Here is a 26,301-nt window from a genome sequence, read left to right on the forward strand (position 1 = left end):
GATCTGCCCAGCCCAACGACGACAGGGAGGGCGACCGGTGAGCAGAGTGCCCGGCCTCGACGCAACCGACGCACGGATCCTGCTGGCGCTGGACGACGACCCGCAGGCCTCGGTCATGGCCCTGGCCACCCGGCTGGGGCTGGCCCGCAACACGGTGCACACCCGGCTGCGCCGGCTGGAGGACAGCGGCGCGCTCGGCGCGCACAGCCGGCGGGTCGACCCGGCCGCGCTGGGCCGGGGGCTGCTGGCCTTCCTCACCCTGTCGATCAGCCAGAGCGAGGGCGACCGGGCCGGTGAGGAGCTGGCCCGGATCCCCGAGGTCGTCGAGATCCTCGCCGTCACCGGGGACGGCGACCTGCTGGCCCGGGTGGTCGCCCGGGACACCGCCGACCTCTACCGGGTCACCGAGCTGATCCTGCAGGCGCCGGGAGTGGTGCGGGCCAGCACCTCCATCGCCCTGCTGGAGGTGCAGCCGATGCGGATCGCCCCACTGCTGCAGCAGCACGCCGCCGACCCCCGCCCGTCCTGAGAGCTGCGCCACCGGCCCAGCAGCGGTAGACACGACCCGTGACCGAGGCTCCCCGCACCCCCGTCCCCGCGGACACCGCGCACCTCGACCAGCTGCGCGCGGCCACCGAGCGCGCCGCGGCGACGGCCGAGCCGCTCGGCTCGGCGCACGCCGGCGCCCCGGCCGGACTGCTGGACCGCACCGAGCAGGCGATCGAGGCGATCGGGCCGGAGCTGCTGGCCCTGAGCCACGACCTGCACGCCCACCCCGAGGAGGGCTATGCCGAGCACCGCTCGGCGCGGGCAGTCGCCGACCTGCTCGGCCGGCACGGCGTCGAGGCCGAGGTCGGGGTGCACGGGCTGCCCACCGCGCTGCGGGCCCGGACCGGCAGCGGCGGGCCGACGGTCGCGGTGCTCGCCGAGTACGACGCGCTGCCCGGCATCGGCCACGGCTGCGGGCACAACATCATCTGCTCCACCGCGGTCGGCGCCTTCCTCGGCCTGCACGCCACCCTCGCCGCGGGCGACCTGCCCGGCACCGTGCTGCTGCTGGGCACCCCGGCCGAGGAGGGCGGTGGCGGCAAGGAGGTGATGGCCCGCGACGGCGCCTTCGAGGGCGTCGACGCGGTGGTGATGCTGCACCCGTTCTCCTACGACGCGGCCGTGCAGCCGTTCCTGGGCCGCCGCCAGCTGCGGGCCCGGTTCACCGGCATCGCCGCGCACGCCTCCGCCCAGCCGTTCATGGGCCGCAACGCCCTGGACGCCGTGGTCGCCGGCTACAACGGCGTGGCGATGCTCCGCCAGCACGTCCCGGACACCGACCGGGTGCACGGGGTGATCACCGACGGCGGGCAGCGGCCCAACGTCGTCCCGGAGACCGCCGAGGCGCGGTACTACGTGCGCTCGGCGCGCCCGGAGACGCTGGCCGACCTCAGCCGCCGGATGGAGGCGGTGATGGTCGGCGCGGCGGCGATGACCGGCTGCGGGGTCGAGCTGTCCTGGGACGAGCTGCCGGCCTACCTGCCGATCCGGGCCAACCTGGAGCTCGCCGCCCGGTGGACGCAGCACCAGGCCCGCCGCGGGCGTACCGCGCTGCCGCCCGGGGTCACCCCGGCGTCGCTGGCCGGCTCCACCGACCTGGGCAACGTCAGCGTCCGGGTGCCCTCGATCCACCCGATGATCGCCATCGCCGACCCGGACACCTCGATGCACACCACCGAGTTCGCCGCCGCGGCCGCCTCCCCCGCCGGCGACGCCGCCGTGCTGGACGGCGCGGTCGGGCTGGCGCTCACCGCGCTGGACGTGCTCGCCGACCCGGCGGTGCTGGCCGCCGCGCGGGCCGAGTTCGAGGCCGACGGCGGCGTGCTGGACGTGGCGGCCGCGCTGGGCTGACCGCCGCCTCAGGCCGGGCGCAGCTCGCGGTAGAGCCGGGCCAGGTCGGGCAGCTGGTGGTGGGCGTTGAGCCCGCTGGGGTTGGGCGCCACCCAGGTGGTCACCCCGCCGATCCGCTCCGGCTGCTCCCCCAGCGTGGCCTTCGGCCGGCCGAAGGCGTGCCGCCAGGCGGTCACCCCGAGGACGGCGAGCCGCCGCGGCCGGTACCGGGCCACCAGCAGCTCCAGCGCCTGTGCGCCCTCGCGCAGCTCGTCGGGGGTCAGCTCGGCCGCCGTCCGGGTGGGCCGGTCGACCATGTTGGTCACGCCCAGCCCGTGGTCGAGCAGCTGCAGGTCCTCGTCGGGGCTCAGCAGCCGCGGCGTGAGCCCGGCCAGGTGGAGAGCCGGCCAGAACCGGTTGCCCGGGCGGGCGAAGTGGTGCCCGCGCGCGGCGGAGACCGGCGAGGGGTTGATCCCGCAGAACAACACGTCCAGCCCCGGTGCGATGACGTCGCGCAGCGGCTTGGCCGCCCCGCCCGGCTGCCCGTCGGCCTCGTCCACGCCGTCCAGTCTGGGTCAGCCGGTGCGCCGACGGCGCGGGGCCGGTAGACATTCCGCACTGACCGCGGTCCGCACCCCAGGAGCTGCTGCGATGGCCACACCGGGCACCACCACGCCGGGCCCCACCTCCCGCACCGACCGGCTGCTCGGCGGCATCGAGCGGGTCGGCAACAAGATCCCCGAGCCGTTCGTGCTGTTCGTCGGCCTGTTCACGGTGCTCGCGGTGGTCTCCACCGGCATGGCGATGGCCGGCGTGCAGGCGCAGATCGAGGGCACCGAGGAGCCCACCGTCGTCCGGGGGTTCTTCACCGTCGAGGGGCTGCGCTGGTTCGCCACCACCCTGGTGGACAACTTCGTCGGCTTCCCGCCGCTGGGCACCGTGGTGGTCATCCTGCTGGCGGTCGGGATCGCGCAGAGCAGCGGGCTGCTGTCCACGCTGATCAAGAAGTCCTTCGCCGGGGCGCCGTCCTGGGCGCTGCCCTACGCGGTGGCGCTGGTCGGCACCATCGGCAGCGTCATGGCCGACTCGGTGATGATCGTGCTGCCGCCGCTGGCCGCCATGGTGTTCGCCGCGGCCGGCCGGCACCCGGTCGCCGGCCTGCTCGGCGCCTTCGCCGCCGCCGGGGCCGGCTACTCGACGTCCATGGTGGTGACCAGCCTGGACGCGCTGTTCGCCGGCATCACCTCCGCGGTCACCGAGTCGCTGCCCGACCCGGGCACCCCGGTCACCCCGGTGTCCAACTGGTACTTCAACATCGCCAGCTCACTGGTGCTCACCGTCGTCTGCGGGCTGCTGATCACCAAGGTCCTGGAGCCCCGGTTGGCCCGGCTGGACGTGCCCCGGCACCAGACCGAGAGCGAGGACGGCGACACCCTCGGTGCGGTCGAGGACGTCGACGACCTGACCATCGACGCCACCGCCCGCCGTGGGTTGCGGCTGGCCGGGCTCGCCGCGCTGGTCACCGCGGTCGCCCTGGCGCTGCTGACCGTGCTGCCCGGAGCGCCGCTGCGGAACGAGACCGGCGGCTACCTGCCGGAGTCGCCGCTGCTCGACTCGGTCGTCTTCATCGTGGTCGCGATGCTCGCCGTCCCCGGGCTCGTGTACGGCTTCACCACCGGCACCTTCAGCTCGGTGAAGGACGTGCCGCGGGCGATGGCCGACGCGGTCAAGGACATGAGCTCGTTCATCGTGCTGGCCTTCGTGCTGGGCCAGTTCATCGCGCTGTTCAACTGGTCCGGCGTCGGCACCTGGCTGGCCGTCACCGGGGCGAGCGCACTGTCGTCACTCAACTTCACCGGGTTCGGTGCGGTGCTGGCGTTCATCCTGCTGTGCTCGCTGCTGAACCTGTTCATCGTCTCCGGGTCGTCGATGTGGACGATCATGGGCGCGGTCTTCGTGCCGCTGTTCGCCCTGCTCGGCTACGAGCCCGGCTTCACCCAGGCCGCCTTCCGGATCGGTGACTCCGCCACCCAGATCCTCACCCCGCTCAACCCCTACCTGGTGATCGTGCTGGCGATGCTGCGCCGCTACGAGCCCCGCGCCGGGTTCGGCACGCTGATCTCCCGGTTCCTGCCGTTCACCATCTGCTTCTGGCTGGCCTGGGCCGTCGTGCTGACGATCTGGTTCAACGCCGGCCTGCCCTTCGGCCCGGGCCAGTACGCCCGGCTGGAGTGATCCGCGCCGTCCGGGGTGCGGGGCGGCCGGGCACGGGGAACGCTGTCCCGGGCACACCGGACGACTACCAGGAGGAACGATGGCGCGGGCAGCGGTCACCGGCACGAGCGGCAAGCTGGGCAGGGCGGTGGTCACCCACCTGCTGGAGCACGGCTGGGACGTCCTCGCCCTGGACCGGGTGCCCAGCCCCCGGTCCGACGTGGAGTCCGCGGTGGTCGACCTGACCGACGCCGGCCAGGCGATCGAGGCCCTCGGCGGCTTCGACGAGCACCGGGCGCCGATCGACGCGCTGGTGCACCTGGCCGCCGTCCCGGCGCCGGGGCTGATGCCGAACGCGGCCACCTTCGCCAACAACGTCACCGCCTCCTACAACATCTACACCGCGGCGTTGCGGTCCGGCGTCCGCAAGATCGTCTGGGCCTCCAGCGAGACGGTGCTGGGGCTGCCCTTCGACGAGGACCCGCCCTACGTGCCGGTCGACGAGGAGTACGCGCCCCGGCCGACGACCACCTACTCGCTGGTCAAGACGCTGGAGGAGGAGCTGGCCCGCCAGCTCTGCCGCTGGCACCCGGACCTGTCGATGACCGGGCTGCGGTTCAGCAACGTGATGTACCCCGAGGACTACGCCGCCTTCCCCGGATACGACGCCGACCCGGCGCTGCGCCGGTGGAACCTGTGGGGCTACATCGACGCCCGGGACGGCGCCCAGGCGGTGCGCCGCGGGCTGGAGCACACCGCGCCCGGCGCCGACGTGTTCATCGTCGCCAACGCCGACACGGTCTCGGCCCGGCCCACCGCCGAGCTGCTGGCCGCCCAGTTCCCCGACGTCCCGGTCAACCGCGAGCTCGCTGAGCACGAGACGCTGCTGTCGATCGACAAGGCCCGCCGGGTGCTGGGCTTCGAGCCGGCCCACTCCTGGCGGGACGAGCCGCGCGGGTGATCGACCGGCTGCTGCTGCTCGGCGCGACCGGCGACCTCGCCGGCCGGTTCCTGCTGCCGGCGCTGGCCGAGCTGACCGCCGCCGGCCGGCTGCCCACCGGCCTGCAGCTGGTGGGCGCGGCCGAGCAGGACTGGGACGACGCCCGGTTCGCCGCCCACGTCGCCGCCGGGCTGGACGAGCACGCCGGTGACGTGCCGCCCGCCGCCCGGCAGCAGCTGGTCTCGGCGGCCCGCTACCGCCGGGTCGACCTGACCGACCCGGCCACCGTCAACGCGGCGGTGGGCGCCCTCGCCGGCGCCGGGCCCGTCGCGGCCTACCTGGCGCTGCCCCCGGTCCTGTTCCCCGCAGCCGTGCGCGCCCTGGGCGCCGCGGGCCTCGCGCCGGGCAGCCGGATCGCGGTGGAGAAGCCGTTCGGCCGTGACCTGGCCAGTGCGCGGTCGCTCAACGCACTGCTGGCGGAGGCGACCGGGGGCCAGGAGCAGGCGGCGTACCGGGTCGACCACTTCCTGGGCATGCCCGCCGTGGCCGGCCTGCTCCAGCTGCGCGCGCCGCTGGCGGCACGGTGGGACGACGTGCACGTCGCGCAGGTGGACGTGGTCTGGGAGGAGACCCTGGACGCCGGCGGCCGCGCCGGGTTCTACGACCGCACCGGCGCGCTGCGCGACGTGCTGCAGAACCACCTGGTGCAGGTGCTCACCCTGCTGGCGATGGAGCCGCCTACGACGCCGGCCGAGGCCGACCTGCACCGGGCGCGGCTGGCGCTGCTCCGGTCGGTGCGGGTACCCGACCCGGCCGACACCCGGCGGGCCCGCTACACCGCCGGGCCGGCCGGCCCGGCCTACACCGACGCGGACGGCGTCGACCCGGCGCGCGGCACCGAGACCCTGGCCGAGCTGACGCTCACCGTCGACGCCCCGCGCTGGGCCGGCACCCGGTTCGTGCTGCGCACCGGCAAGGCGCTGGCCGCCGACCGCAAGCAGGTCGTGCTGCACCTGCGCTCCCCCACCCCGCTGGAGTGCCCGCCCGGTGTCGAGCGGCTGGACGACACCCGGCTGGCGATCGCCCTGGACGATGCAGCAACGGCGCCCGGCGGCGTCCGGGCGCCGGGTGAGCGGACCGCCTACGCCGCCGTGCTCGCCGACGTGCTGTCCGGCGGCAGCCGCACCGCGGTCAGCGCCGCCGAGGCCGAGGAGGCCTGGCGGTTCACCGACCCGGTGTCGCGGGCCTGGGCCGCCGGTGCCGTGCCGCTGCTGGAGTACCCCGCCGGCTCGGCCGGGCCGGCCCCTCGTCGCTGACCGCGACCCCGCCGGCCGGCTCCGGCAGCCGGCCGACGGGGCCGCGGGCGACTGTCAGCTCCACGGCGACCGGCCCTGCCGCTCCCGCCGGGCGGCGTCCAGCCGGGTGAGGGTGGCCACCCCGCGGCCGACGTCCGTGGCCAGCCGGACCGGCCCCTCGACCACCACGTCGACCCAGGTGTCGGTCCGCGGTCCGGCCGGCCGCACCTCCGACCGGCTGCCTCGCCCCAGGGTGCGGAAGACCAGGACCAGCAGGACGAGGAAGGCGAACAGCTCCACCGGGCGCTCCCGTCGACAGGACGACGACCCCGGACGGGGCGCCGTGCCCCCAGCGTCTCTGCGCCGGAGGGCACCGGCCAGTGGCAGGCGGGACAGCGACCGCAGGAGGACTGCCATCGAGATGCGTGTGTCCTGGGAACAGCTCGTCGGCCGGAGCCGCCCGGGTCGGACGGCGACCGCGCCCTGCGGGTGTGTGAGGGTGGCGGACATGCACCTGCTGCTGGAGTACACGCTGGCCGAGGACTACCTGGAGCGCCGGACGGCCCTGCGGTCCGACCACCTGGCGCTGGTCCGGGCGGCGCACGAGCGGGGCGAGCTGCTGCTGGCCGGTGCCCTGCCCGACCCGTTCGACCGCGCACTGCTGGTCTGGACCGCGCCCCGCGAGGTCGTCGAGCGCTTCGTCGAGGCCGACCCCTACGTCGTCCAGGGCCTGGTCACCGGCTGGACCATCCGCCCCTGGAACGTCGTCGTGGGCGACACCCCCACCGCCTGACCCGCCCGCCCACGCGGCCATGGTGGCCAACATGGCCGCCCAGGCGGGCCGGCTGCCCGGCCATGTTGGCGAACATGGCCGGCGGGTGAGCGGGGTCAGGGCAGGTGGACGGTGGTGGTGACCCGGACGACCGAGGGGTCCGGGGGGACCGAGCCGAAGCCGAAGGTGACCGGGGGCTGCACCGGGGCCAGGCCGCCCAGCGGCTCGTCGTCCCAGGTCGCCTCGACGGCGGTGAGCCGGTGCAGGTCCTGGACGCCGTAGGACTCGCGGCGCCCGTTGCCGGCCGAGCCGGTGGTGTGCAGGCCGGTGAGCAGCTGGGCCGGCCGGTCCAGCAGCCCGACCCATGCCGGCGTCCGGGCCAGCGGGGCCGGGACGGCGCGCAGCAGCAGGCCGAGCGCGGGACGGCGGCCGACCCGGGCGGACAGCCGCAGGGGCCCGGCGCACAACGTCCAGGTCGTCCTGTCCGGGCGGGTGACCTCGACGTCGACCAGCCGCACCTCGTCGAAGGTGTAGGTCGAGCCGACGAAGTCCGCGACCTCCTCGCTCGGGGCCAGCAGCACGCGGTGCCCCTCGGGCCGCTGCACCATCACGTCGGAGAACGGGCCCAGCGGGGAATCCGGCCAGTGCCCGAGCACCAGCCGGGTGCCCGACGTCGTGCCGGTGCCCAGGATCCAGCCGTCGAAGCGCAGCCGCGTCGTCACCGGCCTGCAGTAGCCAGGACGGCGCCCGGCCAACCCGCCGCCGCCCGGGCGGTGACCCGGCACGTTCACGGCGGCATCACAGAACGGTCACAGGGACGCCGACCGGCGGCTGCCTCACCGCGACACGGTCAGCCGATCCGCTCCAGCGCCCGACCCAGGGAGAACCCCGTGCGCCGACCGTCCCGCCGTACCGCCCTGACCCTCACCGCCGCCGGTCTCCTGACCGCCGTCGCCGTCCCGGCGCTCGCCGTCCCCGCCTCCACGGTGCCCCAGGGCAACGGCACGCAGCAGGCCCAGCTGGTGGGCCGCTCCGTGCTGCCCTCGGCCACGTTCGGCGAGCAGGTGCCCTCCGGTGCCCTCGCCAGCCCCGCGAACGGCGTGACGCCTCCGTTCGCCGCCCAGCCGATCCAGGGCTTCTCCGGCCTGCTGCGCGACGGCGAGGACTGGCTGGTGCTGGAGGACAACGGCTTCGGCACCAAGGCCAACAGCGGTGACTTCCTGCTGCGCGTGGTCAAGCTGCGGATCGACACGACCACGCAGCAGACGACGGTCCTCGACGGCGGCTTCAGCCTCTCCGACCCCGACCGGAAGCTGCCGTTCGAGCTGACCCGCAGCGACCGCCGGCTCACCGGCGCGGACCTCGACCCCGAGTCGTTCCAGCGGATGCCCGACGGCACATTCTGGATCGGCGAGGAGTTCGGCCCGAGCCTGGTGCACGTGGACGCGCAGGGCCGGGTGCTCTCGGCCCCGGTCCAGCCCGACGGCGTCCGCTCCCCCGACGCCTGGGACCTGGACGGTGCCGCCCCGACGCTCGGGTCGAGCAAGGGCTTCGAGGGCATGGCGCTCGGCGTCGACGGCCACACCCTCTACCCGATGCTCGAGGGCGCCGTCGCCGGCGACGACCCGGCCACCCGCCGGATCTACTCCTTCGACACCAACCGCGGGAAGTACACCGGCCTCAAGGCCAAGGTGAGGTTCGAGGTCCCGAACAACGCCCTGGGCGACATGGTCGCGCTGGACCAGAACCGCTTCCTGATCCTGGAGCGGGACGGCGGCCAGGGCCCGACCGCCCAGCTCAAGGCCGTGTACCTGGTCGACACCCGGGACATCGACCGGGACGGCTACGCTGACAAGCGGCTGATCGCCAACCTGATGGCCATCCCGGACCCGCAGGGCGTCGGCGGCACCGCGGGCGGGTACTTCACCTTCCCGTTCGTCACCATCGAGCAGATCGCCGTGCTCGACGACCACCACATCATCGTCGGCAACGACAACAACTACCCGGGCTCGGCCGGGCGCACCGCCGGCGTGCCCGACGACAACGAGTACGTCGTGATCCAGCTCGACGAGGACCTCCAGGTCGACCCGGCCCTGGCCTCGATCACCGCGCGCGGCAGCCGCACCCGCTGACCCTCCGCCGTCCGGTCCCGGGCTCCCGGGACCGGACGGCGCCGGCTCATCCCGCCGGGAGCACCTTGCCGGGGTTCATCAGCCCGGCCGGGTCGAGCAGGGCCTTCACCCCGCGCATCAGCTCCAGCTCCAGCGGGTCCTCGTAGTCGGCGAGCAGGTCGCGCTTGGCCACCCCGATGCCGTGCTCGGCGCTGATGCTGCCGGCGAACGACGCCGTGGAGTCGTAGACGACCCGGGCCAGCTCGTCGGCGCGGGCCCGGAAGGCGTCGTCGTCGGAGCCCACCGGCTTGCTCAGGTTGTAGTGCAGGTTGCCGTCGCCGACATGCCCGTAGGCGACCACCCGGATGCCGGGGACGGCGGCCGCCAGCGCCCGGTCGGTCCGCTCGACGAAGTCGGGGATGGAGCTGACCGGCACGGTGACGTCGTGCTTGAGGCTCGGCCCCTCGGAGTTCTGCGCCTCCGAGATCCCCTCCCGCAGCGCCCACAGCGCCGCGACCTGCGCCGAGCCGGAGGCGATCACCGCGTCCAGGGCGAGGTCCCGCTCGAACGCCTCCCCCAGCCCGGTCTCCAGCACCTCGGCGAGGCCGGCGTCGGGCAGGGTGTCGCTGAGCTCGACCAGGGCGTACCAGGGGTGCGGCTGCGCGAACGGGTCACGCACCCCGGCCGCGTGCGCGAGCACGAACTCCACGCTCTGCCGGCTCATCACCTCGAACCCGGTCAGCCGGTCGCCGGCCAGGGCGCGCACCACCTCGATCAGCTCGACGGCGGCCGCCGGCCCGGGCAGCGCCACCCAGGCGGTGGCCCGGCTCCGGACGGCGGGGAACAGCTTCAGCACCGCGGCGGTGATCACCCCGAGGGTGCCCTCGGCGCCGACGAACAGGTGCTTGAGGTCGTAGCCGGTGTTGTCCTTGCGCAGGCCGCGCAGCCCGTGCCACACCCGGCCGTCGGGCAGCACGACCTCCAGGCCCAGCACCAGGTCGCGCATGGTGCCGTAGCGGAGCACCGCGGTGCCGCCGGCGTTGGTGGCCAACGTGCCGCCGATCGTGGCGCTGCCCTCCGAGCCCAGCGACAGCGGGAACAGCCGGCCGGCCGCGGCCGCCGCCTCCTGCACCGTCTGCAGCACTGCGCCGGCCTCCACGGTGATCGTCTGGTTCGCGGCGTCGAGCTCGTGCACCCGCCGCATCCGGCCGAGCGAGAGCACCACCTGCCGGCCCGAGGCGTCGGGCACCGCACCGCCGCAGAGGCCGGTGTTGCCGCCCTGCGGGACGACGGCGACCCCGGCGTCCCGGCAGAGCCGCAGCACCTCGGCCACCTCCTCGGTGCTGCCCGGTCGCACCACGGCGGCCGCCGCACCGCGGTAGGCGCCCCGCCAGTCGACGAGGTAGCTGCGCAGCTGGTCGGCGTCGGTGACCAGCCCGGCCGGTCCGACGGCCGCGCGCAGCGCCGGGAGCAGGGACTCGGTGGCGGTCATGCGGGTTCCTCTCCGGGGACGGCGGGGGTCAGCTGCAGCACCGTGCGGGCGTGCGCCACGGTGGCGGCGAGCCGTCCGGCGTCCCAGCCGCGGACGGTGCCGGCCGCAGGGGCGAGCTGCTCCAGCCGCGGTGCCCACCCCGCCATCCGCCCCGGGAAGCTGGCCGCCAGCACGTCGACCATCGTCGCCGCGGCGGTCGAGGCACCCGGCGAGGCACCGAGCAGCGCGGCCAGCGAGCCGCCGGCCGAGGTCAGCAGCTCGGTGCCGAAGCCGACCATGCTGCCGCGGCCGTCGGCGGTCTTGAGCACCTGGACCCGCTGGCCGGCGGTGATCAGCTCCCAGTCCTCGGCGCGCACCGAGGGCACGAACTCCGCGAGTGCGGCGATCTTGTCCTCACCTGTCTGCCGCAGCTGGCGCACCAGGTAGGCCATCAGGCTGCGGTTGTCCCGGGCCGCGGCCAGCAGGGTGGGCAGGTTGCCCCGCCGCACCGAGCGCACCAGGTCGGTGAGCCGGCCCTGGGTGAGGAACCGCGGGGAGAACGCGGCGAACGGGCCGAAGAGCAGGTGCTCCCGGCCGTCGACCACCCGGCGGTCCAGGTGCGGCACCGAGATCGGCGGCGCGCCCGGTGCGGCGTGGCCGTAGAGCTTGGCGTCGTGCGCGGCCACCAGCTCCGGGCGGTCGGTGCGCAGGAACTGGCCGCTGATCGGGAAGACGCCGTGGCTGCGCACCTCGGGCACCCGGGCCGACTGCAGCAGCGGCAGCGTGCCACCACCGGCGCCGACGAAGACGTAGGGCGTGCGCAGCCGGCGGCGCGCCCCGGTGGCCCGGTCCCGGACGTCGACGTGCCACCGGTCGCCGTGCCGGCGCAGCGCCCGCACCTCCTGGCCGAACCGCACGTCGGCGCCGCGGCCGGCCAGCACCTCCAGCAGCCGGCGGGTGAGCACCCCGAAGTCGACGTCGGTGCCCTGCGCCGAGCGGGTGGCGGCCACCGGCTCACCGGCCGGCCGCTGGTCGAACACCAGCGGCAGCCACCGGGCGAGCACCGCGGGGTCGTCGGAGAACTCCTGGCCGGCGAAGAGCGGATGGTCTCGCAGCGCCTCCCAGCGGGCCCGCAGGTAGGCCACCCCATCGGCACCCCGACCGAAGCCCATGTGCGGCACCGAGCGGATGAAGTCCCCCGGTGCCCCGAGCAGTCCGCGCTCGACCAGCTGCGCCCACAGGTGCAGCGAGGTCAGCCACTGCTCGCCGATCTGGACGGCGCTGGTCGGGTCGACGCTGCCGTCGGGGCGGCGCGGGGTGTAGTTGAACTCGCAGAGCCCGGCGTGCCCGGTGCCGGCGTTGTTCCAGGCGCTGGAGCTCTCCAGCCCGGCGGCGTCCAGCCGCTCGACGACGGTGATCGTCCAGCCGGGCTCCAGCTCGCTGAGCAGCACCCCCAGGGTCGCGCTCATCACCCCGCCGCCGATCAGGACGACGTCCCGCTCCTCCGTGCTCGTGCCGCTCACCGCTCCACCTCTCGTCTCGCTGCCCGTCACCTGCGTTCCCGTCACCCCAGGACCACCGTCACCCCAGGACCACCGCCACCCCGACCAGCACCGGGACCGACAGCACCGTGGTCAGCAGGACGACGTCCCGGGCCAGCGCGGTGCCGCGGTCGTAGGCGGTGGCGTAGACGAACACGTTCTGCGCGGTGGGCAGCGCGGAGGTGAGGGTGACCGCGAGCAGCGGCACCCCCGACAGGTCGACCACCCACCGGCCCAGCAGGTAGGCCAGCGCGGGCTGGCCGAGGGTCTTCAGCGCGACCGCCAGCCACACCTGACCGCGCCCGTCCCCGGTGGCCGGCCGCGGCGCACCGCGCAGGCCGGAGCCGAAGGCCAGCAGCGCGGCCGGGACGGCGAGGGCGGCGAGCAGCTCGACCGGCCGCAGCACCAGCGCCGGCAGCCGCAGTCCGGTCTCGGCCAGCAGCAGCCCGAGCACGCAGCCGAGCACCACCGGGGTGCGCACCGGCTGGGTGAGCACCCGCCATCGCGACGGCGCGTCCTCGGCCGGCCCGCGGGACCCGGCCAGCACCGACAGCCCGACCGGGGCCATCACCAGCACCTGGAACAGCAGCACCGGGGCGACGTAGGAGGCGTCGCCCAGCACGTACACCGCGATCGGGATGCCGAGGTTGCCGGCGTTGACGTAGCCCGACGCCAGCGCGCCGGTGGCCAGCTGTGCCGGGCGCAGCCGCCACCACCAGCGGGCCAGCCCGGCGAAGAGCAGCCCGGTGAGCAGCGCGCTGCCGCCGGTGGCCACCAGGGCCGCGGTGAGCAGGGTGGCCGGGTCCGCGTCGGCCAGGGTGAGCAGCAGCAGCGCCGGGGTGGCGACGTAGTAGGACAGCCGGGAGAGCACCCCGGTGGCGCCCTCGCCCAGCACGCCGGTGCGGGCGGTGACCCAGCCGACGGCGATGACCGCGGCGAGGGCGGCGAACCCGCCCAGCACCGCGCTCACGCGGTCCCGGCCGTCACCGGGTCGCGGCCGTCACCGCGGTCACCCACTGCGCCAGCGCCGCCTCCGGGGCCTGCGGCAGGAAGAGGCTGGGCTCGGTCAGCTCCAGCTCGAGCAGCACCGGGCGGCCGGCGTCGTCGGCGACCAGGTCGATCCGGGCGTACAGCGGCGGCTCGGTGCCCGGCACCAGGTCGGGGACGGCGTCGAACACCGCCTGCGCGACCGCCCGCTGGGCCGGCGTCGGGTCGACCGCGCGCAGGTCGCCGCGGCTGTCCCGGTCCTGGCGCACGCCCTCGCCGCGCCGCAGCAGCGGGCCCTTGCGCACGGCGTGGGAGAACCGGCCGCCGAGGAACAGCATCGCGGTCTCCCCGGCGTCGTCCACGCTGGCCAGGTAGGGCTGCACCATCGCCGTCCGGCCGGCGGCGGTGAGCTCGGCGACGTGCCCGAGCACCGCCGCCGGCTCGGTCCAGCGGGCGGTGTCCCGGGAGCCGGCCGAGACCGACGGCTTGACCACCCATTCCCCCGCGTCCGGCAGGTCGCCGACCTCGGTGGGGTCCCAGACGGTCGGCACGACGGGGAGCCCCGCGGCCGCGACGTCGCGCAGGTGCGCCTTGTCGGTGTTCCAGGCCAGCACGGGTGCGGTGTTCCGCAACCGGGGCACGCGCTGCGCCCAGGCCAGGAACTCGGCTCGGCGCCAGGCGTAGTCCCAGCACGACCGGACGACGGCCAGGTCGAGGCCGGTCCAGTCGACGTCCGGGTCGTCCCACCGCACCAGGTCGACGGTCAGCCCGGCGCCGCGCAGGGCAGACGCCGCGAGCGGCAGGTCCGGGTCGACCCGCAGCCCCCGCTCGCTGCTGACCAGCGCGACCCGGGCGCTCACGCCGGCAGCTGGAGGACGCCGTCCACCCGGCGCGGGATGCCGGTGAAGTCGTCGGTGAGCTCGGCGGGGAGCACGTCGGCCGGGGCGCCCTGCCAGGTGACCGGGCGCAGGAACCGGCGGATCGCCGAGGTGCCGACCGAGGTGTGCTGGGAGTTGGTCGACGGCCACGGGCCACCGTGGTGCTGGGCCCAGGACACGGCGACCCCGGTCGGGTAGGCGTCGTACACGATCCGGCCGGCCCGGGTGCGCAGCTCCTGGGAGACGGTCAGCGGCAGCTGGGTCTCCCCCGCGCCGCGCAGCACCGTGGCGGTGAGCGAGGAGGGCATCTTCGCCAGCGCGGCGAAGAGCTCGGGCTCGCCGTCGTAGCGGGCCACCACGGTGACCGGCCCGAAGACCTCCTCGGTGACCTGCTCGGGCAGCTCCGCGGCCGAGGTGGTGAGCAGCAGCGGCGTGGCGGTGAAGCCGGGGCCGTCGCCCTCGGTGCCGCGGGCGACGGGGCTGACCCCCGGGGCACCGGCGATGGCGGTGGACAGCTTCCCGAAGGACGCCGCGATGCCCTCGTTGAGCAGCACCTGCGGGCTGCTGCCGCGGACCGCCTCGGCCATCGCGTCCACGACCTGGTCGCCCTCGGCACCGGCGGGCACGAGCACCAGGCCGGGCTTGGTGCAGAACTGCCCGGCGCCCAGGGTGAACGAGCCGACCAGCTCGGTGCCCAGCTGGGTGCCGCGCTCGGCGGCGGCCTGCGGGGTGACCACGACCGGGTTGAGGCTGCTCAGCTCGCCGAAGAACGGGATCGGGTCGGGGCGCTGCTCGATGATCTGCAGCAGCGCGCGGCCGCCGTTCACCGACCCGGTGAAGCCGACCGCGCGGATCGCCGGGTGGGCGACCAGGTCGGCGCCGGCCTGCAGGCCGTGCACCAGGCCGAGCGTGCCCTCCGGGGCGCCGGCCGCGCGGGCCGCCTCGACCAGCACCTCGAACACCAGCTGCGAGGTCGCCGGGTGCGAACCGTGGGCCTTGACGACGACCGGGCAGCCGGCGGCCAGCGCGGAGGCGGTGTCGCCACCGGGCACGGAGAACGCCAGCGGGAAGTTGCTCGCCCCGAACACCGCGACCGGGCCGATCGGCAGCAGCATCCGGCGCAGGTCCGGGCGGGGGCCCATCGGGGTGTCGCCGGGGTGGTCGATCGTGGCCTCGAGGTAGCTGCCCTCCTCCAGCACCTCGGCGAACAGCCGCAGCTGGTAGGCGGTGCGGGTCAGCTCGCCGCCCAGCCGGGTGGTGCCCAGGCCGGTCTCCCGGTCGGAGACGGCGACGACGTCCTCCCGCCGGGCCTCCAGGGCGTCGGCCAGGGCGCGCAGCAGCGCGGCCCGGCCGTCCCGGCCGAGCTCCTCCAGCGCGGGGGCGGCGGCGAGCGCCGCCTCGCAGAGCCGGGCCACCTCCGCGGAGCTGGTCTCCTGGGCGACGACCTCGGCCGTCTGTCCGGTGCGGGGGTCGATGCTGACGACGTCGCTCATGGCATGGCTCCTTCTCGCGGGGCGGGTCGGGCAGGTCTGGTCGGGCGGGCGGGTCAGCGGGGCGCGTCGACGTGCACGCGGTCCACGGTCCAGGCGCGCGCCTGCTCGGTCAGCGTGACACCGAGGCCGGGGCGGTCGGACAGGTGCATCCGGCCGTCGCGGGTCTCCAGCCGCTCGTTGAACAGCGGGTGCAGCCAGTCGAAGTGCTCGACCCACGGCTCGTGCGGGTAGGCCGCGGCCAGGTGGACGTGGATCTCCATGGCGAAGTGCGGCGCGATCTGCAGGTTCGCGTCGTCCGCGAGCGCGGCCAGCTTCAGGAACTGGGTGATGCCGCCGATCCGCGGGGCGTCGGGCTGCAGGATGTCCACCGAGCCGGCCCGGATGAGCTCACGGTGCTCGGCGACGGAGGTGAGCATCTCGCCGGTGGCGATCGCGGTGTCCAGCGACCGGGCGAGCTGGGCGTGCCCCTCGGCGTCGTAGGCGTCCAGCGGCTCCTCGATCCAGACCAGGTCGAACTCCTCCAGCCGGCGGCTGACCCGCATGGCCGTGGGCCGGTCCCACTGCTGGTTGGCGTCGACCATGAACGGGACGCCGTCCCCGAGGTGCTCGCGCACGGCGCGCACCCGGCGCAGGTCCTCCGCGGAGTCGGGCAGCCCGACCTTGATCTTGATGCCGCCGACGCCGCTCTCCAGCGTGCGGGTGGCGTTGTCCTTGACCTGCTCGACCGTCTCGTGCAGGAAGCCGCCGGAGGTGTTGTAGCAGCGCACCGAGTCCCGGTGGGCGCCCAGCAGCTTGGCCAGCGGCAGCCCGGCGCGCTTGGCCTTGAGGTCCCACAGCGCGACGTCGAACGCGGCGAGGGCCTGGGTCGAGGCACCGCTGCGGCCGACGGAGGCACCGGCCCAGACCAGCTTGGTCCACAGCCGGGCGATGTCGCTGGGGTCCTCGCCGATCAGGTCGGGGGCGATCTCCCGGGCGTGGGCGAACTGCGCCGGCCCGCCGGCCCGCTTGGAGTAGCTGAACCCGACCCCCTCGAACCCGCCCTCGGTGCGGATCTCGGCGAAGAGGAAGGCGACCTCGGTCATCGGCCGCTGGCGGCCGGTGAACACCTTGGCGTCGCTGATCGGGTTGGGCAGCGGCAGGGTGACCGAGGAGAGGGTGACCTCCGAGATCCGGTCGAGCACGGCCGGGGCCGGCGTCGGGGCGAGAGCGGTCGTGGTCATCAGGAGCTCCAGGGGGTCAGCGGACCAGGCAGGGGCGCTTGGGGTCGAAGCGCCACTCGGGCAGGAGGTACTGCATGGCGACCGCGTCGTCCCGGGCGCCGAGGCCGTGCTCGCGGTAGAGCTCGTGCGCCGCGGCCAGGGCGTCCCGGTCCAGCTCGACGCCGAGCCCGGGTGCGGTCGGGACGGCGATCTGCCCGTCCCGGATCTGCAGCGGCGACCGGGTCAGCGCCTGCCCGTCCTGCCAGATCCAGTGGGTGTCCAGCGCGGTGATCTCCCCCGGTGCCGCGGCCCCGACCTGGGTGAACATCGCCAGCGAGATGTCGAAGTGGTTGTTGGAGTGCGAGCCCCAGGTCAGGCCGAAGTCGGCGCACAGCTGGGCCACCCGCACCGAACCACGCATGGTCCAGAAGTGCGGGTCGGCCAGCGGGATGTCCACGGCGTTGGTGCGCACCGCGTGGGCCATCTGCCGCCAGTCGGTGGCGATCATGTTCGTCGCGGTCGGCAGCCCGGTCCGGCGGCGGAACTCGGCCATCACCTCACGGCCGGAGAAGCCGCCCTCCGCCCCGACCGGGTCCTCGGCGTAGGCGAGCACCCCGTGCAGGTCGCCGAGCAGCGCGACGGCGTCGTCGAGCAGCCAGCCCCCGTTGGGGTCCAGCGTCACCCGGGCGTCGGGGAACCGCTGCGCCAGCGCCCGGACGGCGGCGACCTCCTGCTCGCCGGACAGCACGCCGCCCTTGAGCTTGAAGTCGGCGAACCCGTACCGGGCCTGCGCGGCCTCGGCGAGGGCGACGACCGCCTCGGGGGTGAGCGCGGGCTCCCGGCGCAGCCGCTCCCAGTCGTCGGCCGGGGCGTCCTCGGCCACGTAGGGCAGGTCGGTGGCCGCGCGGTCCCCGACGTAGAACAGGTAGCCCAGCATCGGCACGGTGTCGCGCTGCTGCCCGTCGCCCAGCAGCTCGGCCACCGGCACCCCGAGGTGCTGGCCGAGCAGGTCCAGCAGCGCCGACTCCAACCCGGTCACCGCGTGCACCGTCGTCCGGAGGTCGAAGGTCTGCAGCCCGCGGCCGCCGGCGTCCCGATCGGCGAAGGTGTCGGCGACCGAGCGCAGCAGCCGCCCGTACGCCGCCACCGGCTGCCCGACGAGCAGCGGGGCCGCGTCCTCGACCGTCCGGCGGATCTCCTCCCCGCCGGGCACCTCACCGACGCCCTCCCGCCCCGCACTGTCGGTGACGATGACGACGTTGCGGGTGAAGAAGGGCCCGTGCGCACCGCTGAGGTTCAGCAGCATGCTGTCGTGCCCGGCGACCGGCACGACCTCGACGCGGGCGACAGTGGGCGCAGTGGCGGTCATCGGGTTCCTCTCATCAGACGGCGGGCAGCGGGTTCAGGAGACCTTCGAGACCAGCGCGGTCAGCTCGGCGAGCTCGGCCTCGGTCAGGTCGGTCAGCGGCGGGCGCACCCGGCCGCCGTCCCGGCCCACGGCGGTGAGCCCGGCCTTCACGATCGACACCGCGTAGCCACGGGCGCGGTCCCGGACGTCGAGGTAGGGGATGACGAAGTCGTTGAGCATCGCGTAGACCGCCTCGCGGTCCTGCGCGCGGACGGCGGCGTAGAACCGCAGCGCGAACTCGGGCAGGAAGTTGTACAGCGCCGAGGAGTAGGTGCTCACCCCCAGCTGGAGCAGCGGCAGGGCGAACGTCTCCGCGGTGGGCAGGCCACCGACGTAGATGAGCCGGTCGCCCACCCGGGCGAAGGTGCGGGTCATCTGCTCGATGTCCCCCACGCCGTCCTTGAGGCCGATCAGGTTGGGGTTGCGGTCGGCGACCTCGGCGACGGTCGCGTCGGTGAGCACCGCGTTGGCCCGGCTGTAGACGATCACGCCGAGGTCGGTGGCCCGGCAGACGGCGCTGATGTGCTCGACCAGACCGGCCTGGCTGGCCTCGGTGAGGTAGGGCGGGAAGAGCAGGAGCCCGGCGGCACCGGCGGCCTGGGCGGCCTGCGCCTGGGCGACCGAGACGGCGGTGCCACCGGTGGCGGGCGCGATCACCGGCACCGCCCCGGCCACCTCGTCGACGGCGACCCGGACGACGCGGTCGATCTCGGCGGGGGTGAGCGAGAAGCCCTCCCCCGTGCCGCCGGCGGCGAAGAGGCCGGCCACGTCGAAGCTGGACTGCCAGGCCAGGTGCTCGCGGTAGCGCGGCTCGTCGAACTGCAGGTCGGCGTCGAAGTGGGTGACCGGGAACGAGAGCAGACCGGACTTCAGCCGGTCAGCGAGGGCGTCCGGGGGCAGCAACGTCACGGGTCGTGTCCTTGGGTCCGGCGGGTCCGCGCACTGGCCGACCGGAGGTCGGGGGCGGTGGTCGAGGTCACCCTAGGAACGGCTCACGATGCCTGTCCAAGAGCAATTCCGCATCGCGCGATGCCCGACGTGCATCATGAAAGCGCTTGCCCACCGTGCAGGGCCGCCAGCGACCGCCACAGCGCCGGGTTCTTGGCGTCCCGGCTCCACAGCAGGTGGAGCTCGACCGGCTGGGGCACCGGGGTCTCCAGCCGCACCAGCGCGACGCCTGCGATGGTCAGCCCGGTGGCCGACTCCGGCACGAACGCGATGCCCCGGCCGGCCGCCACCAGCCACAGCATGGTGAGCACCTGGCTGACCGTGTGCACGGTGTTCTCCGAGGCCGCCGGCACGAACCCGACCACCAGGTCGTAGAAGTACCGGGCCTTCGTCGGCGAGTGCATCACCACCGGCTCACCGGCCAGGTCCTCCGCCGTCACCGGCCGGTCCAGACCGAGCAGTCGGTGCCCCAGCGGCACGGCGACGAACAGCGACTCCCGGTGCAGCAGCCGGGAACCGAACCGCTCCGCGTCGAAGGGCGGGCGGGCCAGCCCCAGGTCGATCTCCTCGGCCAGCAGGCCGGCCACCTGCTCCCGGGTGACCATCTCGGCCAGGTCGACGTCGACGTCGGGCAGGTCGCGGGCCAGGTCGTCGAGCAACCGGCCGAGCACGCCGTAGGTGGAGGCGGCGGTGAAGCCGATCCGCAGCACGCCGGTGGACCCGGAGGAGACCCGGCGGGCCAGCTCAGGCGCCCCGTCGGCCAGGGTGAGCAGCCGGCGGGCCTCGACGAGGAAGACCTCACCGGCGGCGGTGAGGGTGACCCGCCGGTTGTCGCGTTCGAGCAACTGGGCCCCGACGGCCCGCTCGAGCTTCTGGATCTGCCGGCTGAGCGGGGGCTGGGTCATCGCCAGCCGGGCCGCGGCCCGGCCGAAGTGCAGCTCGTCGGCGACCGCGACGAAACCCCGCAGCTGCTCCAGCGTGAAGGCCATGCTGGCAAGGTATCAATCCATGCCCTATTGCTCTTGGACAGGCATCGCCACGTCTCCCTACGCTCCTCACCGTCCCGGTGCGTGACCCCCCTCACAGCACTGCCAGCCGGAACGCCGGCTTCTCGAAGAGGAGAACCACATGACCCAGCACCTCGGCGCGCGCCGCTGGACGGTGACCGGCCTCGGCCTGGCGCTGACCTTCTCGGTCGCGGCCTGCGGCGGCAACGTCGGCGGCGGCGACTCGGACGCCGACGCGGCGGACTTCCCCGGCGGCGACCCGATCACCATCCTGGTCGGCCAGGACCCGGGCGGCAGCACCGACCTCATCGCCCGGGCGCTGGCCGACGGGGCCACCGAGGACCTCGGCGTCCCGGTCACCGTGGAGAACCGGCCCGGGGCCAACGGCGCGCTCGCCGCCCAGGAGCTGGCCGGCGAGGACCCCGATGGCCACACCCTGATGATCTACAACGGCAGCCTGGCCTACATCACCCCGCTGGCCGTGCCGGAGGACGAGGCGGTGTCGATCGACGACTACGAGATCGTCACCGGGATCAGCCAGGACGACTACGTGCTCGTCACCGCGCCGGACTCCGGCTTCAGCACGGTCGAGGACCTGGCCGCCGCCGGCCGGCCGGTCACCTTCGGCACCACCGGCGTGGGCACCGGCAGCCAGCTCTCCCAGGAGCTGCTCTTCGCCCAGGCCGGCATCGACGCCACCGGGGTGCCCTTCGACGGCGGCTCGCCCACCCTCACCGCCGTCCTCGGCGGACAGGTCGACGTCGGCTCGATCCAGCTCGGCGAGGCGATCGAGCAGATCGAGGCCGGCGAGCTGACCCCGATCGTCACCTTCGCCGAGGAGCGCCCCTCCTACCTCCCGGACACCCCCACCGCCGTGGAGGCCGGCTACGACGTCCCGGTCCAGCAGTCCCGCGCCGTCTTCGCGCCGCAGGGCACCCCGGACGAGGTGCTGGAGACGCTCCGCTCGGCCTTCCAGACCGCGTTCGACTCCGAGAGCTACCAGCAGTTCAACGAGGACAACCAGCTCACCCCGAACGAGATCGAGGGCGAGGAGCTGCGCGAGCGCTGGAACACCAACCTGGAGGAGTACCAGGCGGTGGTCGACGAGTACGGCATCGACCTCGGCGGCGACGCGTGACCTCTCCGCACCACGGGGCGCACGCCCTGGGCAGCCCCGGCGGTCGCGAGACCGCCGGGGCCGGCCCGGCCGGGGACCCGGCACCGCCCCCCTCGACCGACACCGGGATGACCGACGCCGGGGTGACCGACACCGGCGTGACCGACGCCGTCCACGAGGTGGAGGTCGAGGCCGAGGACCGTCCACCGGCCGCCGGCACGACGAGCAACCTGGTGATCGCCGTCGTCGTCCTCGCCTTCGGCGTCGCCGCGTTCGCCGGCTCGTGGGCCCTGGGCGCCGGCACGGCGCAGCGCCCCGCCGCCGGCACCTTCCCGCTGCTGGTCAGCGGTGTGCTGGTGCTCCTGGGCCTCGGGCTGCTCGCCGGCGTCCGGCGGACCAGTGACGCCGAGCGCTTCACCGCCGGCAGCTGGCAGGTGCTCGCGGGCCTGGCCACGATGGTCGTCTTCGTGGCGCTGATCAGCGTCATCGGCTTCGAGATCCCCGCCGCGCTGCTGGCCTTCGTCTGGCTGCGCGTGCTGGGGCACGAGAGCTGGCGCCTGTCGATCATCACGAGCCTGGCCGTGGTGGTCGCCTTCTACCTCCTGTTCGTGGCGGCGCTGTCCGTCCCGATCCCGCACCTCTTCTAGGAGGCTCCGTGGACCTGGCCCCGGTGATCGACGGCTTCGGCGTCGTCCTGGAACCGACCAACCTGCTCTACTGCCTGTTCGGCGTGGTCATCGGCATGCTGATCGGGGTGCTGCCCGGGCTCGGCCCGGCGGCGACCATCGCGATCCTGCTGCCGCTCACCATCGGCGTCGAGCCGGTGACCGCGATCATCATGCTGGCCGGCATCTTCTACGGCGCCCAGTACGGCGGCACGATCACCTCTGTGCTGCTGCGGCTGCCCGGTGAGGCCTCCTCGGTGGTCACCGTCTTCGACGGCCACGCGCTCGCCCGGCAGGGCAAGGCCGGAACCGCGCTGGGCATCGCCGCGATCGGCTCCTTCGTCGGCGGCACCGTCTCGATCGTCGCGCTCTCCCTGGTCGCGCCACTGGTCGCCGGCTTCGCGCTGGACTTCGGCCCGCCGGAGTACACCGCGCTGGCCCTGCTGGGCATCCTGCTGGTCTCCACGGTCAGCAGCGGCGACCGGCTCAAGGCCGTCATCGCCGCCTGCGTCGGCCTGCTGCTGGCCACCGTGGGCCGGGACGGGTTCACCAGCGCCGAGCGGTTCACCTTCGACAACCTGCAGCTGGCCGACGGCCTGGACTTCGTGCCGATCGCGATGGGCCTGTTCGGCCTCGGCGAGATCCTCTACAACCTGGAGGAGCGGCACCGGAAGGTGCAGGCCCCGGCCGCGGTGGCCAACGTCTGGCCCTCCCGCACCGACCTGCGCCAGTCCTCCGGCGCGATCGGCCGCGGCTCGGTGATCGGCTTCGTGCTCGGCATCCTCCCCGGCGGCGGCGCGGTGCTGTCGTCGCTGGCCGCCTACGCGGTGGAGAAGCGCCGGGCCAAGGACCCCTCCCGGTTCGGCCAGGGCGCGGTCGAGGGAGTCGCGGCACCGGAGACGGCGAACAACGCCGCGGCCACGTCGTCCTTCATCCCGCTGCTCACCCTCGGCATCCCGGCCAACGCGACGATGGCGGTGATCTTCGGCGCCCTGCTCATCCAGGGCGTCAGCCCCGGTCCGCAGCTGGTCACCCAGGAACCCGAGCTGTTCTGGGGCGTGATCAACTCGATGTACATCGGCAACATCCTGTTGCTGATCATGAGCATCCCGCTGGTGGGGCTCTTCGTCCGGATCCTCCGGGTCCGCGCCACGGTGCTGGCCCCGATCACCGTGCTGATCACCCTCGTCGGCGTCTACACCGTCAACAACAGCGTCTTCGACATCGGACTGGTGATCGTCTTCGGGGTGCTGGGCTACCTGATGAAGAAGCTCGGCTTCGACCCCGGGCCGCTGGTGCTCGCCTTCGTCCTCGGCTCGCTGCTGGAGGACTCGCTCCGCCGGTCGCTGCTGATCTTCGAGGGTGACGCCACCGGCTTCTTCACCCGGCCGATCTCGGGCACACTGCTGGTCGTCTTCCTGGTCGTGGCCCTGCTGCCGCTGGTCCGTGGTGCCCTTGCCCGGCGCCGGAACCGCTCCGACGACCGCACCGACACCACCACCCCCAAGGAGCTCGTGTGACCGTCCTCGTCGGTTTCGTCCCCACCCCCGAGGGCGAGGCGGCCTTCACCGCCGGTCTCGCCGAGGCCCGCCGCCGCGGCGAGGACCTGCTGGTGCTCAACACCCCGCGGGGCGGCGCCCCGGTCAGCGCCGACCTGGCCCCGCCGGAGCTGGTGCAGCAGCAGACCACCCGGGCCCAGGCCGACGGGGTCGCCCTGGAGGTGCGGCAGACCCCGCACAGCGGCGACCTCGCCGACGAGGTGCTCCGGGTCGCCGAGGAGGTGGCCGCGTCGGTCATCGTCATCGGCATCCGCCGCCGCTCCCCCGTCGGCAAGCTCCTGATGGGCAGCAGTGCCCAGCGGATCCTGCTGGACGCCGACCGTCCGGTGCTGGCGGTCAAGCCGCAGCACGACTGACCCGCCCCGTACCCACGACGAGGCCCGCCGGGGAACTCCCCCGGCGGGCCTTCGTCGTGTCTGCGCTGCGCCTGGCTCAGGCGGCGACCAGCTCCTGCTGGAGCCGCCGGCGGACCTTCGCGCCACCGGTGGTCATCTTGTAGAGCTTGACGACCTGGGCCGGGGCATTGGCCGGGGTGGTCTGGGCCAGCCAGCCGTTGGGCAGCGAGAGCCGGATGACCTTGTGCCAGGCCGAGCCGACCTGCCGCGGCAGCGACGCGGAGTGGTACCGCAGGCCGTAGCGGCGGAACAGGTCCTCGATCTTCGGGGCGATCTCGGCGTACCGGTTGCTCGGCAGGTCCGGGAACAGGTGGTGCTCGACCTGGTGGCTCAGGTTGCCGGTCATGACGTGCATGGCCTTGCTGCCGGAGATGTTGGCCGAGCCGAGCATCTGGCGCAGGTACCACTCACCGCGGGTCTCCCCGTCGATGGACTTCTTCTCGAAGGTCTCCACACCCTCGGGGAAGTGCCCGCACATGATCACCGAGTGCGACCACAGGTTGCGCACCACGTTGGCGGTGAAGTTCGCTGCCAGGGTGGGCAGGAACGAGGGCCCGGACAGCAGCGGGTGCACCAGGTAGTCCTTGGTGGCCTGCTTGCGGATCTTCTTCAGCACCTGCTTGCCGCGGGCCCGGAAGCCCGGGTCGGCGCGCCGCTCCTTGGTGGCCAGGTTCTTGCCCAGCTCCAGGTCGTAGGCGGCGATGCCGTACTCGAAGAAGATGGCGTTGACGAAGTTCCACACCGGCTGCAACAGGTACAGCGGCACCCACTTCTGGTCCTCGTCGACGCGCATGATGCCGTAGCCCAGGTCGTTGTCCTTGCCGATCACGTTCGTGTACGTGTGGTGCAGCTCGTTGTGCGAGTGCTTCCACTGCTCGGCCGGGCTGGCCATGTCCCACTCCCAGGTCGTGGAGTGGATCTTCGGGTCGCGCATCCAGTCCCACTGCCCGTGCAGGATGTTGTGCCCGATCTCCATGTTCTCCAGGATCTTGGCGACCGAGAGCCCGGCGGTGCCCAGCACCCAGGCCGGCGGGAACTTGGAGAACAGCAGGACGGCGCGGCTGCCCAGCTCGAGCTTGCGCTGCACGTCGATGACCTTGCGGATGTAGGCCGCGTCGGCCTCACCCCGGCTGTCCACCACGCTCTGCCGGATGGCGTCGAGCTCGAAGCCGATGGCCTCGATGTCCTCGGGGCTGAGGTGGGCGATCGGGTTGTCGGACTTCTTCTGCAGGACGGTCATGTGCTGCTCCTTCTCTGGGGCGGCGGGTGGCGCGGGATCAGGTCGTACGGGAGAGGTCAGTGGTCGATGTCGCAGGCGCCGGCGGCGGCGCTGATGCAGGTCTGCACGAGGACCCCGTCGCCGGGGGCGGCGGTGGTCACCTCGCCGGTGCGCAGGTCGCGGACGGCGCCCTCGCGCAGCGGCAGCACACAGCCGTAGCAGATGCCCATCCGGCAGCCGCTGGGCATGAGCAGCCCGGCGTCCTCGGCGGCGTCCAGGATCGGGGTGGCGCCGTCGACCTCGAGGGTCTTCTCGGACGCGGTGAACTTCACCGTGCCGCCGGCCGCGTCGGCGACGAGCACCCGCGGGCGGAACCGCTCGGTGTAGAGCTGGTCGGCGATGCCGGCGTCGGCCCAGTACTGCTCGAGCGCCTCGAGCAGGCCGATCGGCCCGCACGCCCAGGTCGACCGCTCGGCGAGGTCGGGGACCATCCCGGCGAGCACGGCGGTGTCCAGCAGACCGTCGGTCGCGGTGTGCCGCTCGACCAGCCGGATCGCACCCGTGCGGTCCAGCTCGCGCAGCTCGGCGCCGAAGATGACGTCGTCGGCGGTGGGCGCGGAGTGCACCAGGACGACGTCCTCGTGCTCGTGCACGTGGTTGCGCAGGATGCCCATCACCGGGGTGATGCCGGAGCCGGCGGTGACGAACAGCGCCTTGGCCGGCCGCTGCTCGGGGAGCACGAAGTCGCCGGTGGCCTGGTCCAGCTGTACGACCGTGCCCGGCTGCACGCGGTGCACCAGGTGGTTGCTGACCTTGCCGTCCGGGATCGCCTTGACGGTGATGGTGAAGCGGCCGTCGGCCCGGCCGAGCACCGAGGTGATCGAGTAGGCGCGCCACAGCCGCACACCCTCGACGTCGATGCCGATGCGCACGTACTGGCCGGGGGTGTGCGGCAGCCAGTCGCGGCCGGGCCGGATCACGATGGTCGCGGCGTCGCGGGTCTCGTGCCGGACCTCCTCGATCCGGCCGCGCAGCGCGGCACCGGAGCGCAGCGGGTCGATCAGGTCGAGGTAGTCGACCGGGAGCAGCGGCGTGGTGACCAGTTCGGCGGCCTTGAGCACCCGGTCGCGCAGCGCACGCAGGGCCGGGCGACCCGGACTCGGGCGCGGGACGGTGGTGGTCATGACCTGAGTCTTCCCCACCG

General features: G+C 74.1%; 25 protein-coding genes. 11 read left to right on the forward strand and 14 right to left on the reverse strand.

Going from position 1 to position 26,301, the window contains the following annotated elements:
• The first annotated feature begins 37 nt into the window (after positions 1-37).
• Together Q1A09_RS01635 and Q1A09_RS01640 are read left to right on the forward strand one after the other, a co-directional pair.
• On the forward strand, positions 38-529 hold the full coding sequence (locus Q1A09_RS01635) for an Lrp/AsnC family transcriptional regulator (RefSeq protein WP_299951295.1): 492 nt from the start codon (positions 38-40) through the stop codon (positions 527-529).
• A gap of 38 nt (positions 530-567) precedes the next feature.
• A complete protein-coding gene (locus Q1A09_RS01640) occupies positions 568-1,899 on the forward strand; it encodes a M20 family metallopeptidase (RefSeq protein ID WP_299951298.1) in 1,332 nt (443 codons plus the stop codon).
• An 8-nt stretch (positions 1,900-1,907) separates the two neighbouring features.
• Here the strand turns inward: Q1A09_RS01640 and mug are convergent, their stop codons facing one another.
• The gene (gene mug / locus Q1A09_RS01645) at positions 1,908-2,438 is read right to left on the reverse strand and encodes a G/U mismatch-specific DNA glycosylase (RefSeq protein ID WP_299951301.1); all 531 of its coding nucleotides are present in this window, start codon (positions 2,436-2,438) and stop codon (positions 1,908-1,910) included.
• A gap of 91 nt (positions 2,439-2,529) precedes the next feature.
• Between mug and Q1A09_RS01650 the strand changes: the two genes are divergently transcribed.
• The 3 genes from Q1A09_RS01650 (at position 2,530) to Q1A09_RS01660 (ending at position 6,348) form a co-directional block, all read left to right on the forward strand.
• On the forward strand, positions 2,530-4,113 hold the full coding sequence (locus Q1A09_RS01650) for an AbgT family transporter (RefSeq protein ID WP_299951304.1): 1,584 nt from the start codon (positions 2,530-2,532) through the stop codon (positions 4,111-4,113).
• 79 nt (positions 4,114-4,192) lie between these two features.
• On the forward strand, positions 4,193-5,053 hold the full coding sequence (locus tag Q1A09_RS01655; RefSeq protein WP_299951307.1) for an NAD(P)-dependent oxidoreductase: 861 nt from the start codon (positions 4,193-4,195) through the stop codon (positions 5,051-5,053).
• Complete coding sequence (locus Q1A09_RS01660; RefSeq protein WP_299951310.1) at positions 5,050-6,348, forward strand: glucose-6-phosphate dehydrogenase; 1,299 nt, start codon at positions 5,050-5,052, stop codon at positions 6,346-6,348. The genes Q1A09_RS01655 and Q1A09_RS01660 overlap by 4 nt, the downstream gene beginning before the upstream one ends.
• 54 nt (positions 6,349-6,402) lie before the next feature.
• On the opposite strand, the gene Q1A09_RS01665 is transcribed toward Q1A09_RS01660, so the two are convergent.
• Entirely contained in the window at positions 6,403-6,627 is a 225-nt protein-coding gene (locus Q1A09_RS01665; RefSeq protein ID WP_299951313.1) for a hypothetical protein, read from the reverse strand.
• A gap of 208 nt (positions 6,628-6,835) precedes the next feature.
• On the opposite strand from Q1A09_RS01665, the gene Q1A09_RS01670 reads away from it, so the two are divergent.
• A complete protein-coding gene (locus tag Q1A09_RS01670; RefSeq protein WP_299951316.1) occupies positions 6,836-7,120 on the forward strand; it encodes a YciI-like protein in 285 nt (94 codons plus the stop codon).
• A 95-nt stretch (positions 7,121-7,215) separates the two neighbouring features.
• On the opposite strand, the gene Q1A09_RS01675 is transcribed toward Q1A09_RS01670, so the two are convergent.
• Positions 7,216-7,821 carry a hypothetical protein gene (locus Q1A09_RS01675; RefSeq protein ID WP_299951319.1) on the reverse strand — a complete coding sequence of 202 codons (606 nt, stop codon included), beginning with the start codon at positions 7,819-7,821 and terminating at the stop codon, positions 7,216-7,218.
• Positions 7,822-7,989: 168 nt separating this feature from the next.
• Here Q1A09_RS01675 and Q1A09_RS01680 point away from each other — a divergent pair, with 168 nt between their 5' ends.
• Positions 7,990-9,231, forward strand: a complete 1,242-nt coding sequence (locus Q1A09_RS01680) for an esterase-like activity of phytase family protein (RefSeq protein WP_299951321.1) — start codon at positions 7,990-7,992, stop codon at positions 9,229-9,231.
• A gap of 46 nt (positions 9,232-9,277) precedes the next feature.
• Here Q1A09_RS01680 and Q1A09_RS01685 read toward each other — a convergent pair whose 3' ends face one another.
• From Q1A09_RS01685 to Q1A09_RS01725, 9 genes are all read right to left on the reverse strand, one after another.
• A complete protein-coding gene (locus Q1A09_RS01685) occupies positions 9,278-10,702 on the reverse strand; it encodes an FAD-binding oxidoreductase (protein WP_299951324.1) in 1,425 nt (474 codons plus the stop codon).
• Positions 10,699-12,204 (reverse strand): malate dehydrogenase (quinone), encoded by a 1,506-nt coding sequence (gene mqo / locus Q1A09_RS01690; protein WP_299951327.1) that lies wholly within the window; start codon positions 12,202-12,204, stop codon positions 10,699-10,701. The genes Q1A09_RS01685 and mqo overlap by 4 nt, the downstream gene beginning before the upstream one ends.
• A 58-nt stretch (positions 12,205-12,262) precedes the next feature.
• Positions 12,263-13,192, reverse strand: coding sequence for an AEC family transporter (locus Q1A09_RS01695; protein ID WP_299951330.1), 930 nt, complete (start codon positions 13,190-13,192; stop codon positions 12,263-12,265).
• A gap of 13 nt (positions 13,193-13,205) precedes the next feature.
• The gene (locus Q1A09_RS01700; RefSeq protein WP_299951333.1) at positions 13,206-14,069 is read right to left on the reverse strand and encodes a hypothetical protein; all 864 of its coding nucleotides are present in this window, start codon (positions 14,067-14,069) and stop codon (positions 13,206-13,208) included.
• On the reverse strand, positions 14,066-15,580 hold the full coding sequence (locus tag Q1A09_RS01705) for an aldehyde dehydrogenase (NADP(+)) (protein WP_299951336.1): 1,515 nt from the start codon (positions 15,578-15,580) through the stop codon (positions 14,066-14,068). The genes Q1A09_RS01700 and Q1A09_RS01705 overlap by 4 nt, the downstream gene beginning before the upstream one ends.
• A 53-nt stretch (positions 15,581-15,633) precedes the next feature.
• Positions 15,634-16,800 carry an L-talarate/galactarate dehydratase gene (locus tag Q1A09_RS01710; RefSeq protein ID WP_299951339.1) on the reverse strand — a complete coding sequence of 389 codons (1,167 nt, stop codon included), beginning with the start codon at positions 16,798-16,800 and terminating at the stop codon, positions 15,634-15,636.
• A 16-nt stretch (positions 16,801-16,816) separates the two neighbouring features.
• Positions 16,817-18,148, reverse strand: a complete 1,332-nt coding sequence (locus Q1A09_RS01715; RefSeq protein WP_299951342.1) for an enolase C-terminal domain-like protein — start codon at positions 18,146-18,148, stop codon at positions 16,817-16,819.
• A 33-nt stretch (positions 18,149-18,181) separates the two neighbouring features.
• Positions 18,182-19,096 carry a 5-dehydro-4-deoxyglucarate dehydratase gene (kdgD, locus tag Q1A09_RS01720; RefSeq protein WP_299951345.1) on the reverse strand — a complete coding sequence of 305 codons (915 nt, stop codon included), beginning with the start codon at positions 19,094-19,096 and terminating at the stop codon, positions 18,182-18,184.
• Positions 19,097-19,230: 134 nt separating this feature from the next.
• Positions 19,231-20,124 (reverse strand): LysR substrate-binding domain-containing protein, encoded by an 894-nt coding sequence (locus Q1A09_RS01725; RefSeq protein WP_299951350.1) that lies wholly within the window; start codon positions 20,122-20,124, stop codon positions 19,231-19,233.
• A gap of 139 nt (positions 20,125-20,263) precedes the next feature.
• Here Q1A09_RS01725 and Q1A09_RS01730 point away from each other — a divergent pair, with 139 nt between their 5' ends.
• From Q1A09_RS01730 to Q1A09_RS01745, 4 genes are read left to right on the forward strand one after another with little or no spacing between them, the layout of a single operon-like run.
• Positions 20,264-21,280, forward strand: coding sequence for a tripartite tricarboxylate transporter substrate binding protein (locus Q1A09_RS01730; protein WP_299951353.1), 1,017 nt, complete (start codon positions 20,264-20,266; stop codon positions 21,278-21,280).
• Complete coding sequence (locus tag Q1A09_RS01735) at positions 21,277-21,906, forward strand: tripartite tricarboxylate transporter TctB family protein (RefSeq protein ID WP_299951355.1); 630 nt, start codon at positions 21,277-21,279, stop codon at positions 21,904-21,906. Before Q1A09_RS01730 ends, Q1A09_RS01735 begins: the two co-directional genes overlap by 4 nt.
• An 8-nt stretch (positions 21,907-21,914) precedes the next feature.
• Positions 21,915-23,444 carry a tripartite tricarboxylate transporter permease gene (locus Q1A09_RS01740; protein WP_299951358.1) on the forward strand — a complete coding sequence of 510 codons (1,530 nt, stop codon included), beginning with the start codon at positions 21,915-21,917 and terminating at the stop codon, positions 23,442-23,444.
• On the forward strand, positions 23,441-23,839 hold the full coding sequence (locus tag Q1A09_RS01745; RefSeq protein WP_299951361.1) for a universal stress protein: 399 nt from the start codon (positions 23,441-23,443) through the stop codon (positions 23,837-23,839). The genes Q1A09_RS01740 and Q1A09_RS01745 overlap by 4 nt, the downstream gene beginning before the upstream one ends.
• Before the next feature lie 76 nt (positions 23,840-23,915).
• On the opposite strand, the gene Q1A09_RS01750 is transcribed toward Q1A09_RS01745, so the two are convergent.
• Together Q1A09_RS01750 and Q1A09_RS01755 are read right to left on the reverse strand one after the other, a co-directional pair.
• Positions 23,916-25,118: an acyl-CoA desaturase gene (locus tag Q1A09_RS01750; RefSeq protein ID WP_299951363.1), complete on the reverse strand. Its 1,203-nt coding sequence runs from the start codon at positions 25,116-25,118 to the stop codon at positions 23,916-23,918.
• Between the two features lie 56 nt (positions 25,119-25,174).
• The gene (locus tag Q1A09_RS01755) at positions 25,175-26,281 is read right to left on the reverse strand and encodes a ferredoxin reductase (RefSeq protein WP_299951365.1); all 1,107 of its coding nucleotides are present in this window, start codon (positions 26,279-26,281) and stop codon (positions 25,175-25,177) included.
• Positions 26,282-26,301: the final 20 nt, after the last annotated feature.

It is taken from the genome of uncultured Modestobacter sp. (assembly GCF_947486615.1).
Lineage (GTDB): Bacteria > Actinomycetota > Actinomycetes > Mycobacteriales > Geodermatophilaceae > Modestobacter.